Below are 18,193 nucleotides of genomic sequence, written 5' to 3' on the forward strand. Positions count from 1 at the left end.
GCCGGCAGTCTAGAGCGAAGCGTCGTCGTACTCGGACAGGTTTTCCAGCCCCGGCAGATGCGGGGCGATCTCCGGCAGTTCGCCGATGCTTCCTATACCCAATCTTTCCAGAAAATACGAGGTGGTCCGGTACAGGATGGCTCCGGTCTCCGGATCGGTGCCGGAATCCTCGATCAGCCCGCGTTGAGTCAGCGTCCGCACCACCGAGTCAACGTTGACTCCCCTGATGGCGGAAACCCGGGCCCGGGAGACCGGCTGGCGGTAGGCGATGACTGCCAGCGTCTCCAAAGCGGCCTGGGTCAGCCGGGCGGTCTGTCCTTCCAGCACGAAGCCGGACACCAGCGGAGCGAAATCGCTGCGAGAGAAGATGCGCCAGCCGCCGGCAATATTGCGCAGTTCGAAGCCCCGGGGCGCAGCGGCGGGCAGACCGCCCGAGGGGGCACCGCCGTCGTAATCCCGTTGCAGGTCCAGCAGTAGCGCCAGGACAGTGTCCACCGGCAGGGAAAGCGCGGTGGCCAATTCGATCTCCGAGGCCGGTTCATCGATCACCATCAGCACCGCCTCCAACGCGGCGCGGGCCCCGCCGGGCAACTGGTCCACGTCCATCTCCGGCCCGCCCGCTGCGTCCTTCACAGGATCAGTCATGGGTCTCCTCCGTTCCGTCCGCGGCCGTATCCGGCACCGGGGTGTCTTCATACTCTTCGCTGAGGTTCTCGCCGGTCCATTCCGCGTCCGGGCCGGTCCAACGGACCGTCAGCTCGCCCAGCGGGGCCGCCTGGTCGAACGCGATGACGGCATCGCGGAACATCTCCAGCAGCGCCAGGAAGCGGGCCACCACCACCAGGGTGCCATCCGCGTCAGCGGTGAGCGTGCGGAAGGACAGCGGCCCGCCGGCCTGGAGCCGGGCGCCCAGGATGGCGGCCTGCTCCTTCACGCTGACCGGCGGAGCGTGCAGGTGCGAGAGGCCGACCTGGGTGGGCGCGGGCTCCTTGGGCTCCAGCGCCTTGGCCGCGAGGGCTGCGAACTCCGCCAGCGGCGTGCGCCAGATCAGCTCCGGCAGCAACGCGGCAAAGTGCGGCTCCAGCGATACCTGGCGTGGAAAGCGGTCGGACTCCCGGGCCAAGCGTTGTCCCAGGAGCGCCGCAATCTCCTTGAAGGCCTTGTACTGCAGCAGCCGGGCAAAGAGCAGGTCACGGGCCTCGAGCAGGGCGATGTCTTCATCGTCTTCGACCTCGCCGGTCGGCAGCAGTCGGGCGGCCTTGAGGTCCAGCAGGGTGGCGGCGATGACCAGGAACTCGCTGGCTTCGTCCAACGCTTTGTCATCGCCGTCGGCCTGCAAGCCCCGTATATAGGAAATGAATTCGTCGGTGACCCGGGAGAGCGCCACTTCCGTGATGTCCATTTCGTGCTTGGAAATCAGCCCCAGCAGCAGATCGAAGGGCCCGCTGAAGTTGTCCAAAGTCACAGCAAACCCGGCCGTCTTCCGGTCGCCGTCCGGGCCGACCGACACCGTTTCCTGATCTGCCGGGGACACCGAGTCCTGAACTGCCGGAGGACGACCAGCAGGCATCTCGCCTGCCGGCGTCAGGGTCATCAGGGGGCGCCTCCGCGCGAAATGAGCTCCTTGGCCAACTGGCGGTAGGCGGTGGCTCCGGCGTGATTGCCGGCATAGCTGGTGATCGGCTCGGCGGCAACGGTGGCGTCAGCGAACTTGATCGTGCGCTTGATCACGGTTTCGAAAACCTTGTCTCCGAAGGCCTCAAGCAGGCGGCCGATGACCTCGCGGCTGTGCAGCGTGCGCGGGTCGTACATGGTGGCGAGCACGCCGTCGATCTGGAGGCGCGGATTCAACCGGTCCTGGACCTTCTCGATGGTTTCCACCAGGAGCGCCACCGCCCGGAGCGCAAAAAACTCGCAGATCAGCGGAATGATCACGCCGTGGGCCGCGGTCAGCGCGTTGACGGTCAGCAAGCCCAAGGAGGGCTGGCAGTCGATAAGGATGATGTCGTAGTCATCCTCCACTTTGCGCAGCGCGTGCGCCAGGACCTGCTCGCGCGCAACTTCATTGACCAACTGCACCTCGGCGGCGGAGAGGTCGATGTTGGCCGGCAGCAGGTCGATGTTCTCCACGTCGGTGGGCTGGATCGCCTCGCGGATGTCCGTCTTGCGGTCCATTAGCACGTTGTAGACGGTCAGGTCGAGCTCATGCGGATTCGTGCCGAGACCGGCGGACAGCGCGCCCTGCGGGTCGAAATCGACCAGCAGCACCTTGCGGCCGAGTTCGGCCAAGGCAGCGCCAAGGTTGATGGTGGACGTGGTCTTACCCACGCCGCCCTTCTGGTTGACCATTGCCACAATCCGCGCGGGACCGTGCGATGCCAAGGCGGGCGGTTCAGGGAACTCGGTCAGCGGTCGGCCGGTGGGGCCCAGGACATCCTCGTCCGCTTGCCGCAGAGTGGTTGTCGCACCTTGTTCGCTGCTCACGTATCAAACCCAGCTTCCATCGTTTCGCTGCCGTACTTCTTCCTGACAAGGTTACAGCGACGGTCCTGTTATCGATCGACAGGCCGCTGACGATCGGCGAGCCTTTAGCTTCAAGTAGAGGTCTAAGGTTCAACTCGTTTTGGCGGGCCGTTTACCGATGCTCAGCACATCCGAAGAGAACTGGAGATTAGGGGTGCCACCCGAGAAAAGGGAGCGGGGCCCCAGACACTATCCGGCAGCCGGATCGGTCTGCCACAGCCCCATCAAGTTACCCTCACTGTCCCGAAAGTAAGCGAAGTACCCCATCTGCGGTACGGCGCCTTTGGCCTTGACTGTCGATCCACCCAGGTTGCCGATTTTTTCCAACGCAGCGTCAATGTCATCAACGTCGACGGTGATGATCGGACCGGTCAGCTCACCTTCGCGGCGGAACATGCCGCCGTTGATGGCCCCAGGCTCGGTTGGCATGCCCTGGTCGTCGGTCGGGGTTGTCCCCAGTGAGGTGTAATCGATCTCCGGCATCGTATTGATATTCCAACCAAAGGCCGCGGTGTAGAACTCTTTCGCGCGGTCCTGGTCTTCCGCTGGAATTTCGAAATGCACCACACGTCCGACCATTGCACTCACCTGCATTCTGCGTGAAGGGATGGCATGGTGCTCCACACCACATCGACAAAGTCTAGGGCGACAACCGCCTGGCCACCAGCAGCCGGTCGATCGGTTGCGGCAACCACCCGTTATGTATACACAGCTCGACAGGAAGCGTGGTTTTACCGCTTCCCCTAGCGTCATTTGGACTTTCGTGTATACAGTAGGAGGGTGAGTATCGCGGAACGGCACCAGCCAAGGACAGCTAGCCCGCCCCTACGGGCCAGCGAGCGCGCGTACTGGGCGCTGCGGGAGGACATCGTCGAATGGCGGTTGCCTCCGGGCACCGTCCTGGGCGAGGTTGAGCAGGCGGCCCGGCTGGGCGTCTCCCGCACTCCCCTGCGCGAGGCACTGGGCCGGCTCAATGCCGAAGGGCTGACCGCCCCTCATGCCGGACGCGGCGTCGTCGTCGCCGCCATCTCGCTGGAGAATGTCACCGAGCTCTTCGAACTGCGCACGGCTCTGGAATGCCAAGCGGCGGCATTGGCCGCCGCTCGCGGCGAACCGGCCGGTTTCCGCCAGCTGCAGCAGGAATTCCTTGCCGCAGCAGACGCCATGCGCGGCTCTGCACCGGATCCGCAGGCATACTACGAGCTGGTCGGCCGGCTGGATGCTGCCGTGGACCAGGCGGCAGGAAACACCTACCTGCACCAGGCGATGACCAACCTCCGCGTCCACCTGGTGAGGATCCGACGGCTGGCCCGGGACAATCCGGCCAGGCTGCTGGCCTCGGCAGCCGAACACGCCAACATCGCCGGCGCCATCGCCGGCGGCGACAGCCAGGTGGCAGCGGCGGCCACCCGCATCCATCTGCACCAGAGCCTGGAACATTTCAAGTCCACCGATCCAAACCATCGACCCGATCTGCCAGCCGAGAGGACAGTTTAATGACCGTCGACCACAAAGTGCGCGTTTACCGCAGCGAAGAGAACCTGCCGCGAGAGGACCAGCTCGCCTACAAGATTGCCCAGGTCGCCACCGATCCGGTGGAGGTTTCGGCCGACGTGGCCGACATGGTGATCAACCGGATCATCGACAACGCTTCGGTGGCCATCGCTTCGCTGAACCGCGGCCCCATCGTCGCCGCGCGGGCACAGGCGCTGAGCCACCCCCTCTCCGGCGGCGGTAACGGCGCCGGCATCTTCGGCATCGCGGAGAAAACCTCGCCGGAGTGGGCGGCGTGGGCGAACGGCGTGGCGGTGCGCGAACTGGACTACCATGACACGTTCCTGGCCGCCGAATACTCGCACCCGGGCGACAACATCCCGCCGATCCTCGCGGTGGCCCAGCATGTCGGTTCAAACGGCCGCGACCTGCTCCGCGGCATCGCCACCGGCTACGAGATCCAGGTGGACCTGGTCAAGGCCATCTGCCTGCACAAACACAAGATCGACCACGTGGCCCACTTGGGCCCGTCGGCTGCAGCGGGCATCGGAACGCTGCTGGGCCTGGACGTGGAAACCATCTTCCAGGCCGTCGGCCAGGCGCTGCACACGACGACGGCGACCCGCCAGTCGCGCAAGGGCGAGATCTCCACCTGGAAGGCCCATGCACCGGCCTTCGCGGGCAAGATGGCGGTGGAAGCGGTGGACCGGGCCATGCGCGGGCAGACCTCGCCGGTGCCGATCTACGAAGGCGAAGACGGCGTCATCGCCTGGCTGCTGGACGGCCCGGACGCCTCCTACACCGTCCCGCTGCCGGCACCGGGAGAGGCGAAGCGCGCCATCCTGGACACCTACACCAAGGAACACTCGGCCGAATACCAGGCGCAGGCCTGGATCGATCTGGCCCGCAAGCTGCACCGGGAACACCCCGAGGCCGCCGACGCGGAGAACGTGAAGTCCGTGCTGATCAAGACCAGCCACCACACGCACTTCGTGATCGGCTCCGGCGCCAACGACCCGCAAAAGTACAGCCCGACGGCGTCGCGCGAAACACTGGACCACTCGATCCCGTACATCTTCACCGTGGCCCTGCAGGACGGCGTCTGGCACCACGTAGACTCCTACGCCCCCGAGCGGGCGGGCCGGCCGGACACCGTGGCGCTTTGGCATAAGGTCAGCACCGAGGAAGACCCGGAGTGGACCCGCCGCTACCATTCGCTGGACATCGCCGAGAAGGCCTTCGGCGGCTCGGTGGAGTTCACGCTGAATGACGGGACCGTCATCACCGACGAAATCGCCGTGGCCGACGCCCACCCGCTGGGCGCACGCCCGTTCACCCGCGAACAGTACGTCCACAAGCTGCGCACCCTGGCCGCCGGGATCGTCGACGATGCCGAAATCGACAGGTTCCTGGCCGCCGTCGAGCGGCTGCCCGAACTGGCCGCCGGCGAGTTGGACCAGCTGAATATCCAGGCCGCCAACGGGGTCATCGACCTCTCCGCGGGCCCGAAGGGATTGTTCTAAATGCTCTACCCCGCCACAACACCCGAGCAGAAGCGCCGGACGCTGCGCGAGTCACTGGCGTCCGGAGAGCTGCAGCAGTTCCCGGGAGCGTTCAACCCGCTCTCCGCGCGGCTGATCCAGGAGAAGGGGTTCGACGGCGTCTACATCTCCGGCGCGGTCCTGGCCAACGACCTGGGGCTGCCGGACATCGGCCTGACCACGCTGACCGAAGTCGCCACCCGGGCCGGACAAATCGCGCGGATGACCGACCTGCCCGCCCTGGTGGACGCCGACACCGGCTTCGGCGAACCGATGAACGTGGCCCGCACCGTGCAGGAACTGGAAAACGCCGGCCTGGCCGGCTGCCACATCGAAGACCAGTTCAACCCCAAACGCTGCGGCCACCTGGACGGCAAGAACGTGGTGGACCTGGAGACCGCCAGCAAACGCATCCGGGCCGCCGCCGACGCCCGCCGCGATCCGAACTTCCTGATCATGGCCCGGACCGACATCCGCGCCGTGGACGGCCTGGCCGCGGCACAGGACCGCGCCCGCGCGCTGGTCGACGCCGGAGCGGACGCCATCTTCCCCGAAGCCATGCGCACCCTGGAGGAATTCGCCGCCATCCGCGACGCCGTCGACGTGCCGGTGCTGGCCAACATGACCGAATTCGGCAAGAGCGATCTGTTCACCGCCGAAGCACTGGCCTCGGTAGGCGTGAACATGGTCATCTACCCGGTGACCCTGCTGCGCAGCGCCATGGGGGCCGCCGAGCGGACCCTGGACGCGATCAAGGCCGACGGAACCCAGCAAGCACAGGTCCCGCACATGCTGACCCGTGCGCGTTTGTACGAATTGGTGGATTATGAGGCGTATAACCAATTCGACACCTCTGTATTCAATTTCCAAGTGCCCGGTCAGCACTGACCACAAGACATAGGAGTCGTCATGAGCACCGATGCAACCACTGAAGCACCGCAGATCCACAAAGGGCTGGCCGGCGTCGTCGTCGACACCACGAAGATCTCCAAGGTCAACGCGGAGACCAACTCGCTGCTGTACCGCGGCTACCCCGTCCAGGACCTGGCCGCGCACTGCAGCTTCGAAGAGGTGGCGTATCTGCTGTGGAACTCGGAGTTGCCCGACGCGGACCAGTTGCGGGACTTCAGCGCCGCCGAACGTGGCGGCCGCGCACTGGATCCGGTGGTGAAGTCGGTCATCGATTCGCTGCCGGTTGAAGCCCATCCGATGGACGTCTGCCGGACGGCGGCCAGCGTGATCGGAGCCCGCCACCGGCTGGCCGAGGACTCGTCGCCGGAAGCGAACATGGCCAAGGCCCTGGAGTTGTTTGCGGCGTTCCCGGCGGTGGTGGCCTACGACCAGCGCCGGCGCCGCGGGCAGGAGCTGGTGGAACCGCGCGATGACCTGGGCTACGCGGCGAATTTCCTCTGGATGTCTTTCGGCGAGGAGGCAGCCCCCGAGGTAGTGGACGCGTTCAACATTTCCATGATCCTGTACGCCGAGCACTCGTTCAACGCCTCCACCTTCACCGCCCGGGTCATCACCTCCACGCTGTCCGACCTGCACTCGGCCGTCACCGGTGCCATCGGCGCGCTGAAAGGCCCGCTGCACGGCGGCGCCAACGAAGCGGTGATGCACACCTTCGAACAAATCGGCATCCGCACCGACGAATCCCGCGAGGAGGCCGCCGCCCGGGCCCGGACCTGGATGGAGCAGGCCCTGGCGGAAAAGAAGAAGGTGATGGGCTTCGGCCACCGGGTCTACAAGCACGGCGATTCCCGCGTGCCGACCATGAAGGCCGCCCTGGACAAGATGATCGATTATTACGGCCGCCCCGAAATCCTCGGCCTGTACGACGGGCTGGAGCACGCGATGGCCGAGGCGAAGGACATCAAGCCGAACCTGGACTACCCCGCCGGCCCCACCTACCACCTGATGGGGTTCGATACGGAAATGTTCACCCCGCTGTTCGTGGCCAGCCGGATCACCGGCTGGACGGCGCACATCATGGAACAGCTGGAATCGAACTCGCTGATCCGTCCGCTCAGTGAGTACAACGGACCCGGCCAGCGGGCGCTGGACCGCTAGAACTGCCAGGCCACCCGGTGGCCGGTGTCGAGATTCTCGACGTCGGCCACCGTTTCGTTATCCGGCCGCATCACCACCCGCAGCCGCGGCTGGTCCCCCGAAAGCGCCAGCGGCAGCCAGTGCCCGGCGTCCTGCCACATCAGCCCCAGCGGCAGCTGGTCCACGCGGTGCCAGGACGGGGCGATTTCCGCCGACTCGACCGGCACGCCGCTCCAGCGCCGCGCGACGAAGAGGGCGGTGTCCATGTTCCACGCCGGCTGCGCCGGGAAGTCGAAGAAAATCCGTCCGGCCAGTTCCAGGTCCTCGGGCCTGACGCGCACCCCGGTTTCCTCCTGCATCTCGCGGCATGCAGCGTCGCCGTCGGACTCCCCCGCCTCCAGTTTCCCTCCGACCCCCACGACTTTCCCGACGCCGAAGCCGGTTTTCTTCCGGCCAAGCAGCACGCAGCTCTGCCCGGATTCTTCCCTCAGCAGGAAGCACAGGGCAACGGCAACGGTCATGGGAGCGAGTCTAGCCCGGAACGGGCGGCCTGCCCTTCGGCTCCGCCGCCCTAGCCCAGGGCGCGCGGATGCGCTGCGGCGTAGACCTCACGGAGCGTATCGGCGGTGACCAGCGTGTAGATCTGCGTGGTGGTGACGGACGCGTGGCCCAGCATCTCCTGCACCACACGGACATCCGCGCCGCCCTCCAGCAGGTGGGTGGCGAAGGAGTGCCGCAGGGTGTGCGGAGAAACAGGCTGGGTAATGCCGGCCTTCTCCGCGGCCGCCTTCAGAATGGTCCAGGCGCTTTGGCGGCTCAGCCGGCCGCCGCGGGCGTTCAAGAACAGAGCCGGCGTCCCAAGTCCCTTGGCGGCCAGTGCCGGCCGTCCGCGGACCAGGTACGCGTCGGCCGCCTTGGCGGCATAGGAGCCCAGCGGCACCAGCCGCTCCTTGGAACCCTTGCCGAAAAGACGGACGACGGCGGGCCCGTCACCTTGCGGCTCGACGCTGACATCGTCAACGTCCAGGCCCACCGCTTCGCTGATCCGGGCGCCGGTCGCGTAGAGAAACTCCAGCAATGCCCGGTCACGCAGGCCGGTGGGACTGTCCGATCCGGTGGACTCGAGGATCCGGGTCACCTCGGCTACGGAGATGGCCTTCGGCAGGCGTTTGCCGGGCATCGGCGGATGCACGTCGGTGGCCGGGTCGGTCTCCGTGATGCCTTCGAGTGTCCAGAACTTGTGGAGGCCGCGCACTGCCACAATGGTCCGGGCCGCCGACCTGACGCTCAGGGCGGCAGCGCCGTCGGACCCGTCGGACAGGGCCTGGGCAAAGGCCGTGACTTCGTGGCGGCTGACCGAGGCCGGCTCGCTGACCGATCGTTCCTGCAGGAACCTCAGGTAGCGGCCCAGGTCCCTGCGGTAGGCCGCCACGGTGTTGGCTGCCAGTCCGCGTTCCACCGCCATGTGCTGCAGGTAGTCGCCCACGGCGCGACCCAGTGCCGTAGCGCTGAATTCATCTCCCTTGGCTGGCGGGGCCTGCACCGGCAACATGGCTGCTCAGTCCCGGCCGGAGTCAGCAGCTCCGCTGGGTCGCTGGCTGGGGTGCTCCGGCCACGGGCAATCCGCCGGACGCAGGTTCTCGAAGCCGGTAGCGGCCGCCCGGGCAGCGGCCAGCAGCCCGGCCACGGCCGACGGATTGTGCAGCCGGCCTGCCATCACCGCGTCCACGGCGTCGTCCAGATCCACCCAGAGGTGCTCGATCTCGGCTTCCTCTTCGGTGCGCTCATGCCGCTGGTCGGCGGGAACCTCGGAAAGGTCCCTGGCCAGATAGATCCGGATCGCCTCGCTGGAGGAACCGGGCGAATTGAAGAAGTCCACCAGCACGTTCCAGCGGCCGGCCACCAGGTCGGCTTCCTCGGCCAGTTCCCGCGCCGCGGCATCCACGAAGTCCTCGCCGTCCATGTCCAGCAGGCCCGCGGGGATCTCCCACAGCGACATCTTGGCGGGCTGCCGGTACTGCTTCAGCAGCAGTACCCGCCCCTCCGGGTCCATCGCGAGGATGGCCACCGCACCGGGATGCGCGATGTAGTCGCGCACCAGCGTGGCGCCGTCGCCCTGGCCCAGCGTAAAGGTATCGCTGACCACATCCCAGATCCGGCCGCGGTACACCGTGCGGCTTTCAACCAGCGGGCGCGGATCCGGGATGTCGGCGAAGGCGCCCGGCTGCACCGGCACGTCAGACTCCGGACTTTGCCGGCGCCTTGGCTTTGCCATGGTCCAAAGCTGCGGCGATCAGGCCGGCGAACAGCGGATGCGGCCGCGTGGGGCGTGAACTCAGTTCCGGGTGTGCCTGGGTGGAGACATAGTACGGGTGCACATCGCGGGGCAGCTCAACAAACTCCACCAGCTTGCCGTCCGGCGAGGTGCCGGAGAAAACCAAGCCCGCAGCAGCGAGCTGGTCGCGGTATTCGTTGTTGACCTCGTAGCGGTGGCGGTGGCGTTCGCTGACCTTGGTGCTGCCGTAGGTCTCGGCCACCACGGAGCCCGACTGCAGGGCCGCCTCGTACAGACCCAGGCGCATCGTGCCGCCCAGGTCGCCCTTACCGTCGACGATGTCCAACTGCTCGGCCATCGTGGCGATGACCGGGTGCTTGGTGTCCGGATCGAACTCGGTGGATGAAGCTCCCTCCAGACCCACGATGTTGCGGGCGTACTCCATCACCATCGACTGCAGGCCCAGGCACAGGCCCAGGGTCGGGAGCCTGCGTTCGCGGGCGAACTTGAGCGCGCCGAGTTTGCCTTCCAGACCGCGGATGCCGAAGCCGCCGGGCACGCAGATCGCGTGCACGCCGTTGAGTGCAGCCGCGGCACCTTCGTCGGTGGCACAGTCGTCGGAGGGAACCCAACGGATCTTCACCCGCGTCTGGTTGGCGAAACCGCCCGCGCGCAGCGCCTCGGTCACCGAAAGGTAGGCATCGGGCAGGTCGATGTACTTGCCCACCAGCGCGACCTCAACGGTGTGCTCCGGGTTGTGGACCGCCGCCAGCAGCCGGTCCCATTTGGACCAGTCGACGTCCTTGAACTTCAAGTCAAGGTGCTGCACGATGTACGCGTCCAGGTTCTGCGAGTGCAGCGTCTTGGGGATGTCGTAGATGCTCGGAGCATCCGGGCAGCCGATGACAGCGTCGATGTCCACGTCGCACATCCGGCCGATCTTTTCCCTCATTGCGGCGGGGACCTCGCGGTCGGAACGGATCACAATAGCGTCGGGCTGAATACCGATCGAACGCAGGGCGGCCACCGAGTGCTGGGTGGGCTTGGTCTTCAGTTCGTGCGACGGACCGATGTAGGGCACCAGGGACACGTGCAGGAAAAATACGTTGTTGCGCCCGACGTCCTGGCGGACCTGACGGGCCGCTTCCAGGAACGGCTGCGACTCGATGTCGCCCACCGTGCCGCCGATCTCGGTGATGATCACATCAGGGGATTTCTTGCCGGCAACCGGCTCGGAAGGCAGGCGCATGCGGCGCTTGATCTCATCCGTGATGTGCGGGATGACCTGCACGGTATCGCCGAGGTATTCGCCCCGGCGTTCCTTGGCGATCACCGTCGAGTACACCTGGCCGGTGGTGACGTTCGCGGAGCCGTCCAGATTCTCGTCCAGGAACCGCTCGTAGTGTCCGATATCCAGATCGGTTTCGGCGCCGTCATCCGTAACGAAGACTTCACCGTGCTGAAAGGGATTCATTGTGCCCGGATCCACGTTCAAATATGGATCGAGCTTCTGCATCGTCACGGAGAGGCCGCGTGCACGGAGCAGGTGGCCGAGGCTTGAAGCCGTCAGTCCCTTCCCGAGCGAGGACGCCACGCCGCCGGTGACGAAGATATGTTTGGTCGTCTTGGACGACTTGGAAAACCGGGAATTTGTTCGCTGCACCACGGAATTCGAGCCTATCACCTTTCTGGACGCCCTCGGATCTCAAGGCCGCTCCGACCGCTGTCGAGTGTGTGAACACACACCAGCCGGTCAACTTCTCCCCCGCCGGCGGCGGGGCTGGTCGTGCCTGCAGCAGATGCTACAGCGCCCTGGCACCGTCAATCAGTTCCTGGGCGTGTGCCCGGGCGGATTCGGATTCTTCCTGGCCGGCGAGCATGCGGGCCAATTCGGTGACCCGTTCCTCGTCGTCGAGCAGGCGGACGTCGCTGGCAGTCATCCCGCCGTCGCCGCCGCCGGCCGTCTTGATCACGCGGATATGCTGGTCGGCGAACGCCGCCACCTGGGGCAAATGGGTCACCACAATGACCTGCACGAAGCGCCCCAGCATGGCCAGACGGCGGCCGATCTCGACCGCCGCTTTGCCGCCCACGCCGGCATCCACTTCGTCGAACACGAAGGTCGGCACCGGGTCCACTTCCGCGAGCACAACCTCGATGGCCAGCATCACGCGGGAGAGTTCACCGCCGGATGCACCCTTGCCCAGCGGCCGGGGCGGGGCGCCCCGGTGCGGTTTCAACAGGAACGTGATGACATCGGCCCCGTGCACGGTCAAGGCCGGCGCAGGTTCAATTTCGATCACCAGTTCGGCCTCGGCCATGGCCAGCGCCGAGAGTTCCGTGCCGACCCGGTGGCCCAGTTCTGCAGCAGCTTCCCGACGCAGCACGGTGACCTCGGCGGATTGGGCGGCCAAGGCCTCGTCCAGTCCGGCCACTTCCGCCTCCAGCCGCTCGATCCGGCTGGAATCGTCGGTCAGGTCGTCCAGCCGGGTGCGGGCCTGGGCGGCCCACTCGAGGACCTCGTCGATGCTGGGCGCGTACTTGCGCACGAGCCGTGCCAGATCGGCGCGGCGCGCTTCGACCTCCTCCAGCCGACCCGGTCCTTCACCGTCCAACGAGGCCCCGTAGCTTGCCAGTTCGGCGGCCACGTCGGCGAGGATGATTCCCACTTCGGCCAACCGGGCGGCCGCCCGCCCCAGCTCGGCATCTTCATCCTGGACTTGCTCCAGCGATCGCTTGGCCGCGTCCACCAGGGTGGTTGCGTCCGGCGAGTCGGTAAATTCCTCGGCCACCAGTGCTTGGTGTGCCACCGTGGCAGCCGCCCGCAGTTCCTCGACGTTGGCCAGCTTCACGGCCACGGCCTTCAGGGCGTTGTCTTCGCCAGGCTGCGGGTCCAGCCCGTCGATTTCCTCGAGGGCAAGTTGCAGTGCTTCGGCTTCCCGCAGTCGTTCGCGTGCTTCAGTCCGCAGGGTCTCCAGCTCGGCTTTGGCTTCCCTCCAGCGGACGAAGGACGCTGCATATCCGGTCACGGCCTGTGACAGGGCGGCGCCGGCAAACTTGTCCAGCGCTTCGCGCTGTGCCTGCTGGCTCTTGAGCCGCAGCTGGTCTGTTTGGCCGTGGACCGCCACCAGATGACCGCCGATCTCGGCCAGCGTTCCCACCGGAGCTCCGCGTCCGCCCACATGCGCGCGGCTGCGGCCATCGGCATTCACCGTACGGGCGAGCATCAGTTCGGCTCCGCCGTCGAACTCGTCCATGTCAGCCCCGGCTTCACCCGCACGAGTAAGCGCTGGGCTGTCCGCGGCGAGTCGGACCACGGCCTCGGTCACGGCATTGGCTGCCCCACTGCGTACCGCGCCGGCGTCGGCGCGGGCTCCCAGCAGCAGGCCAAGCGCGGTGACCACCATGGTCTTGCCTGCGCCGGTTTCTCCAGTCACCACCGACAAACCGGGCCCCAGCGGCAGCGTGGCCTCGGTGATGACGCCGAGGTTGCGGATCCTGATTTCTTCGATCATGTCAGCTCCCCCCGCCGGGCTGGGTATAGTGCGGCTCCACGGTGCGGACCGTGGGCAGGGACGAGGTGGGCGGCTGTTCCTCAGAAGGACTGACGGGGCCGCGCCATCCCGACGTGGGCAGCTCGAATTTGCGGACCAGCCGTTCGGAGAAGGGGGTCAGCCGGGTGCGGGCCAACCGGACCGGTTTGTCCGAGCGGGTCACCTCGATCCGGGATCCCGGCGGCAGCTCAAGACTGCGGCGCCCATCGCACCACAGCACGCCATTGGCGTCGCTCCGGCTCAGGACTTCCACCGCCATGATGGAATCCGGCGCAACCACCAGCGGCTTGGCGAACAAGGCGTGCGCGCTGATGGGCGTCATCAGCAGTGCTTCCACCTCCGGCCAGACCACCGGTCCGCCAGCCGAAAAGGCGTAGGCCGTCGAGCCGGTGGGGGTCGCCATCACCACGCCGTCACAGCCGAACGAGCTAATCGGCAGGGCATCGACTTCGACGACGACTTCCAGCATCCGCTGCCGATCGCCCTTCTCCACCGCCGCTTCGTTCAGCGCCCAGGTGTGCCCAATCTTGCGTTTGCCCAGCCACACCTGGACATCGATGGTCATGCGCTCTTCGACCGTATATTGGCGGTTGACAACCCAATGGACGGTCTGCGCCAGATCCGCGCGTTCGCTCTCGGCCAGGAAGCCGACGTGTCCCAGGTTGACCCCGAGCAGCGGAACGTCCGAGTCCCGGACCAGCTCGGCCGAACGAAGGATGGTTCCATCGCCGCCAAGCACCATGCCCAGGTCCACCGAGTCGAGACTGACGTCCTCGTCCAGCGTCTCGCAGGGAACGGCCAGGTCTCCGTAGGTTTCCCGGATGGGCGCCATGTCTTCGCGGCGCATGACCGGAACCAGCCCGGAGGCATGGAGTTGGGCACATGTTTCCTGGGCAGCCGCCATGGCGTCTACCCGTCCGGTGTGCGCCAGCACCAGTATCCGCCGGCTCATCGCTCCACTCCCGGTTCCTGCCCTCTCGGTTGGTCAATCTGGTCCGGCGATTGGCTGGACCCATGCGGAAAATTGGCCATCGCCGCGTTCACTTCCCCCTCCAGCACACTACCCGTTCTGCGCTCCGGTTTGCCCGGCGGAACGCTTATCCACAGGAAATATTCGACGTTTCCGTCCTGTCCGGGAAGGGGGCTGGGCGCCAACCCGCGTACCTGCAGACCCGCTTCGAGGGCCGAGGAGACGACATTCTTCACTGCCCGGAATCGTTCGGTTACTGAACCGACGACGCCGGTGCGCGCCAGACTTTCCCGGCCCACCTCAAATTGTGGCTTGACCATCAGCAAGAGATTTCCGCTTGGCCGGGTGGCATTGGCCAAGGCTTCGACAACCAACGTCAGGGAGATGAACGACAAGTCCGCGACGGTCAGATCCACCGGGCCGCCGATCTCCCCGGCATCGAGATAGCGGACGTTCATGCCTTCGAACACCCTGACCCTGTTGTCTGTGCGGATCTGGTCAACCAGCTGGCCGTGACCCACGTCCACGGCGACAACCTCACGTGCGCCAGAGCGGAGCAGGACATCGGTGAAACCGCCGGTGGAGGCTCCGGCGTCGAGGCATCGCAAACCGGCCGGGTCTACGCCGGGGAAGGCTGCCAGTGCACCCGCCAGCTTATGCCCGGCCCTGCTGACGTAGTCGGGGCCTGCGTCGGGGGCTACGTCCAATGGCTCCCCCGGGCCGACGGCAGCCGATGCCTTGGTCAAAACAGTTCCGGCACGGCTGACCCGGCCGGACGCGATGAGTTTGGCAGCATGTGTGCGGGAGCGGGCCAGCCCCCGGGATACTAGCTCTTGGTCGAGTCTGGGCATCGGGTCAATCAGCCTCGGTCTCCAAGTCGGCCAACAAACCGTCGTGAATCCGCTGGTACACCCGTTCGTGCTCGGTGACGGAGAGGTCCGGAATCTGGGTGAGCTCGGCGACGATGCTGTTCACGGACTCGTCGGCGGTCGGCTCAGCGGGGGCGGGCCATTGCGGCGGCATTTGGCTGCCGCTTTCCCGCGATTCTGGCAGGTCCAAGCTTTCCTCCCTTGCTTCGGCCGGCGTACCCAACCGCCGTGAATCAGTGTAGTAGCGGCTTTCAGTCCGCAAGCTCAGGCGTAGCCGCCGCGGCTTGGTCCGGGTAGGCATCCCACCAGGCCGCGCAGGCCGCGCGCCATGTGTCCACATCATCCCGGCTGCCGAGGACGCGAATTCCGCCGTTTTCGATGGCGGCGTGCGCTGCACCGCAGCGGAACCCCGCCCCGTCGCGGATGACCGCGGGATACGGCAGATACAGTTCGGCCAGGCTGCCCAGCAGGTACCGCGGCCGTTCCGATGTGCGGGCGCCGAGGACTGCTTCGGGACCATCAACCCCGGTCAGCACAACGGCCGTGTCCATGCCCGCATTGTTTCCGCCCAGGATGTCCGTGTCGAGACGGTCGCCCACCACCAGTGGACGGTGAGCACCCAACGCTGCCGCCGCCGTCGTAAAGATGCCTGCTTCCGGTTTCCCTGCGACCAGCGGCTCCGCTCCGGTGGCCGCCTGTACGGCCGCAACCAGTGCGCCATTCCCGGGTGCGATGCCGCGCTCCCGGGGAATGGTCATATCCGTATTCGTGGCAATCCAGAAGGCGCCTGCGGCGATCGCGAAGGATGCCTCGGCCAACTCCTTCCACCCCAGCGCCGGGTCGAACCCCTGGATCACAGCCGCGGGCGCTTCGAGGGCAGAACGGACCGGGATGAATCCCTGGGCGGCTGTTTCGTCAGCCAGCGTCTGGCTGCCGGTGACCAGTACTTTAGAACCCGCAGGGACGTACCGGGCAAGCAGCAGCGCGCCGGCTCGTGCCGATCCGAAAACTTGATCGGCCGTTGCCGGCGCGCCGAGTTCGCGCAAGTGCGCGGCTACCTGCTCGGACGACCGGGACGCGTTGTTCGTGATGTACCCCAGGGCCGTTCCGGTGCCCGCAAGGCGTTCCAACGCCTCTGCGGCTCCGGGGAGAGCCTGCTGCCCGGCATAGACGACTCCGTCCAGGTCGGACAGCAAGGCGTCGTAGCCGGAGATCAGCGGTTTACCGGTCATCTTCCCTGCTGTCCGGCGTGTGGGCGGTACTGGGTGCGTCCTTGTCTTCGGCCTCGATGGAAGCTGGGGCGTCCTTTTCCTCGGTCGGTTCACCCGCCGGAGAGTCGACCACAGGTGCAGCCTCCCCGGTGGACTCCCCCGCTTCGTCGGCTTCTACCGGCTCGGCATCAGACGACGCAGCTTCGCCGGCATCAACTGGCTCGGCATCAGACGACACGGCTTCGTTGGTATCAACTGGCTCGGCTGCACCGGCCTCAGCGCGATCCTGCTCAGGGGTTCGGGAACTCTGCGGAGCGTTGCCGACAGGTTCCGGTTCCTCACCGACCAAGTCGACAATCTCGGGCTCGGCAAAATCACCAACGCCTAAGGCATTCTCTGCCACGGCTGCCTGGCGCCGCCATTGCTGCGCTTCATCACCACGGCTGGCTGCCTCCAAAGCGTCCGCATAAGCGCGGAAGAGCCGCGGGCTGTATGAGAATGCTCGGTTCCGGTCCAATTGCGGAATCTCCAGAGCCGCAACCGCAGCATCGAACTGCTGCAAATCGGTCCGCGCGCCGGAAGCCACAATGGCCAGTTCCACCTTGCCCGCTGTATCAAGTGTTTCTGCGTCTTCTGAACGGGTCAGTTCCAGCGCCCGGTCCGGGCGTCCGAGTCCACGTTCGCAGTCGGCCATGATGGGCAAATGCTCGTTAGACCCGCTGATCCTTCGGAAGGTGCGGAATTCCCGCAGGGCCTCGCCGTAGTGGCCGGCCGCATACGCGGTCAGGCCCACGGCTTCGCGGACCGGAGCCATCCGTCCGCCCCGGCGGCTAGCTGCCAGCGCATGCTGAAAGGCTAATTCCGGGTCCTCGTCAAGCAACCGTCCCGCCATCACCAAATGCTTTGCCACCCATTCAGCGTTCTTCGACTCCAAGGTCCTCAGCTGTGCGCGGGTAACTCGGTCCAGCTCCGACCCTGAGACGTCCTCGTCAATCTCAGGCGAACGCGGGCGGTCGACGCGGTTGGCACTGCGCAGGTCGCTGGCATTGTGCTCACGAGGAGCGTCCGAACGGCCGTAGGGCCGCTCGCCGCGGTCCTGGCGGGGCCGGTCACCCAAGTCACGACGCTCACCCCGGTCCTGACGCGGGCGGTCACCCTGCGGACGACGGTCACCAAAATCGCGACGCTCACCCCGGTCCTGACGCGGGCGGTCACCCTGCGGACGACGGTCACCAAAATCGCGACGCTCACCCCGGTCCTGACGCGGGCGGTCGCCCTGCGGACGACGGTCACAGCGATCCTGACGGGGACGGTCACCGAAGTCACGACGCTCACCGCGATCCTGACGGGGACGGTCACCGAAGTCACGACGCTCACCGCGATCCTGGCCCGGGCGGTCACCGATGTCACGACGCTCACCGCGATCCTGGCCCGGGCGGTCGCCCTGCGGACGACGGTCACCACGGTCCTGACGGGGACGATCACCGAAGTCACGACGCTCACCACGGTCCTGGCCCGGGCGGTCACCCTGCGGACGACGGTCACCACGGTCCGGACGGGGACGATCACCAAAGTCACGACGCTCACCACGGTCCTGGCCCGGGCGGTCACCCTGCGGACGACGGTCACCACGGTCCTGACGGGGACGATCACCGAAGTCACGACGCTCACCACGGTCCTGGCCCGGGCGGTCACCCTGCGGACGAC

The 18,193-nt window shown here is 66.5% G+C and carries 19 protein-coding genes; 5 read left to right on the top strand and 14 right to left on the bottom strand.

Annotated elements, in window-relative coordinates; all coding sequences use genetic code 11:
* Window positions 1–9 precede the first annotated feature (9 nt).
* From scpB to AC5RWT_RS13010, 4 genes are all read right to left on the bottom strand, one after another.
* Window positions 10–645: an SMC-Scp complex subunit ScpB gene (gene scpB / locus AC5RWT_RS12995; protein WP_494044147.1), complete on the bottom strand. Its 636-nt coding sequence runs from the start codon at window positions 643–645 to the stop codon at window positions 10–12.
* Complete coding sequence (locus AC5RWT_RS13000; protein WP_494080543.1) at window positions 638–1,594, bottom strand: segregation and condensation protein A; 957 nt, start codon at window positions 1,592–1,594, stop codon at window positions 638–640. The genes scpB and AC5RWT_RS13000 overlap by 8 nt, the downstream gene beginning before the upstream one ends.
* On the bottom strand, window positions 1,594–2,484 hold the full coding sequence (locus tag AC5RWT_RS13005; RefSeq protein WP_494044149.1) for a ParA family protein: 891 nt from the start codon (window positions 2,482–2,484) through the stop codon (window positions 1,594–1,596). The genes AC5RWT_RS13000 and AC5RWT_RS13005 overlap by 1 nt, the downstream gene beginning before the upstream one ends.
* A gap of 228 nt (window positions 2,485–2,712) precedes the next feature.
* Window positions 2,713–3,102, bottom strand: a complete 390-nt coding sequence (locus tag AC5RWT_RS13010) for a VOC family protein (RefSeq protein ID WP_494044208.1) — start codon at window positions 3,100–3,102, stop codon at window positions 2,713–2,715.
* Window positions 3,103–3,303: 201 nt separating this feature from the next.
* Here AC5RWT_RS13010 and AC5RWT_RS13015 point away from each other — a divergent pair, with 201 nt between their 5' ends.
* The 4 genes from AC5RWT_RS13015 to AC5RWT_RS13030 are packed head-to-tail and all read left to right on the top strand — an operon-like array spanning window position 3,304 to window position 7,628.
* Complete coding sequence (locus tag AC5RWT_RS13015) at window positions 3,304–4,020, top strand: GntR family transcriptional regulator (protein ID WP_494044150.1); 717 nt, start codon at window positions 3,304–3,306, stop codon at window positions 4,018–4,020.
* Complete coding sequence (locus AC5RWT_RS13020) at window positions 4,020–5,540, top strand: MmgE/PrpD family protein (protein ID WP_494080544.1); 1,521 nt, start codon at window positions 4,020–4,022, stop codon at window positions 5,538–5,540. The genes AC5RWT_RS13015 and AC5RWT_RS13020 overlap by 1 nt, the downstream gene beginning before the upstream one ends.
* Window positions 5,541–6,446, top strand: coding sequence for a methylisocitrate lyase (gene prpB, locus AC5RWT_RS13025; RefSeq protein WP_494080545.1), 906 nt, complete (start codon window positions 5,541–5,543; stop codon window positions 6,444–6,446).
* 21 nt (window positions 6,447–6,467) lie between these two features.
* Window positions 6,468–7,628, top strand: coding sequence for a bifunctional 2-methylcitrate synthase/citrate synthase (locus AC5RWT_RS13030; RefSeq protein ID WP_494080546.1), 1,161 nt, complete (start codon window positions 6,468–6,470; stop codon window positions 7,626–7,628).
* Here the strand turns inward: AC5RWT_RS13030 and AC5RWT_RS13035 are convergent.
* The 10 genes from AC5RWT_RS13035 to AC5RWT_RS13080 all read right to left on the bottom strand — a co-directional run bounded on the left by AC5RWT_RS13035 (window position 7,625) and on the right by AC5RWT_RS13080 (window position 17,396).
* Entirely contained in the window at window positions 7,625–8,128 is a 504-nt protein-coding gene (locus AC5RWT_RS13035; RefSeq protein WP_494080547.1) for an 8-oxo-dGTP diphosphatase, read from the bottom strand. The two genes, AC5RWT_RS13030 and AC5RWT_RS13035, sit on opposite strands and share 4 nt — an antisense overlap.
* A 50-nt stretch (window positions 8,129–8,178) precedes the next feature.
* Window positions 8,179–9,159, bottom strand: coding sequence for a site-specific tyrosine recombinase XerD (gene xerD, locus AC5RWT_RS13040; protein WP_494080548.1), 981 nt, complete (start codon window positions 9,157–9,159; stop codon window positions 8,179–8,181).
* Between the two features lie 6 nt (window positions 9,160–9,165).
* Entirely contained in the window at window positions 9,166–9,843 is a 678-nt protein-coding gene (locus tag AC5RWT_RS13045; RefSeq protein ID WP_494080549.1) for an NUDIX domain-containing protein, read from the bottom strand.
* A 1-nt stretch (window position 9,844) separates the two neighbouring features.
* Window positions 9,845–11,566 (bottom strand): CTP synthase, encoded by a 1,722-nt coding sequence (gene pyrG / locus AC5RWT_RS13050; RefSeq protein ID WP_494080550.1) that lies wholly within the window; start codon window positions 11,564–11,566, stop codon window positions 9,845–9,847.
* A gap of 118 nt (window positions 11,567–11,684) precedes the next feature.
* Window positions 11,685–13,397 carry a DNA repair protein RecN gene (gene recN / locus AC5RWT_RS13055; protein ID WP_494080551.1) on the bottom strand — a complete coding sequence of 571 codons (1,713 nt, stop codon included), beginning with the start codon at window positions 13,395–13,397 and terminating at the stop codon, window positions 11,685–11,687.
* 1 nt (window position 13,398) lies between these two features.
* A complete protein-coding gene (locus AC5RWT_RS13060) occupies window positions 13,399–14,388 on the bottom strand; it encodes an NAD kinase (RefSeq protein WP_494080552.1) in 990 nt (329 codons plus the stop codon).
* Window positions 14,385–15,257 (bottom strand): TlyA family RNA methyltransferase, encoded by an 873-nt coding sequence (locus AC5RWT_RS13065; RefSeq protein WP_494044160.1) that lies wholly within the window; start codon window positions 15,255–15,257, stop codon window positions 14,385–14,387. The genes AC5RWT_RS13060 and AC5RWT_RS13065 overlap by 4 nt, the downstream gene beginning before the upstream one ends.
* A 4-nt stretch (window positions 15,258–15,261) precedes the next feature.
* Entirely contained in the window at window positions 15,262–15,465 is a 204-nt protein-coding gene (locus AC5RWT_RS13070) for a hypothetical protein (protein ID WP_494080553.1), read from the bottom strand.
* A gap of 61 nt (window positions 15,466–15,526) precedes the next feature.
* A complete protein-coding gene (locus AC5RWT_RS13075; protein WP_494080554.1) occupies window positions 15,527–16,507 on the bottom strand; it encodes an HAD-IIA family hydrolase in 981 nt (326 codons plus the stop codon).
* Window positions 16,497–17,396, bottom strand: a complete 900-nt coding sequence (locus tag AC5RWT_RS13080) for a hypothetical protein (RefSeq protein WP_494080555.1) — start codon at window positions 17,394–17,396, stop codon at window positions 16,497–16,499. Before AC5RWT_RS13080 ends, AC5RWT_RS13075 begins: the two co-directional genes overlap by 11 nt.
* Before the next feature lie 138 nt (window positions 17,397–17,534).
* Between AC5RWT_RS13080 and AC5RWT_RS13085 the strand changes: the two genes are divergently transcribed.
* A partial coding sequence (locus tag AC5RWT_RS13085) for a hypothetical protein (RefSeq protein WP_494080556.1) occupies window positions 17,535–18,193 on the top strand: 659 nt, incomplete at its 3' end.

The organism is Arthrobacter sp. Dra40 (assembly GCF_059091905.1).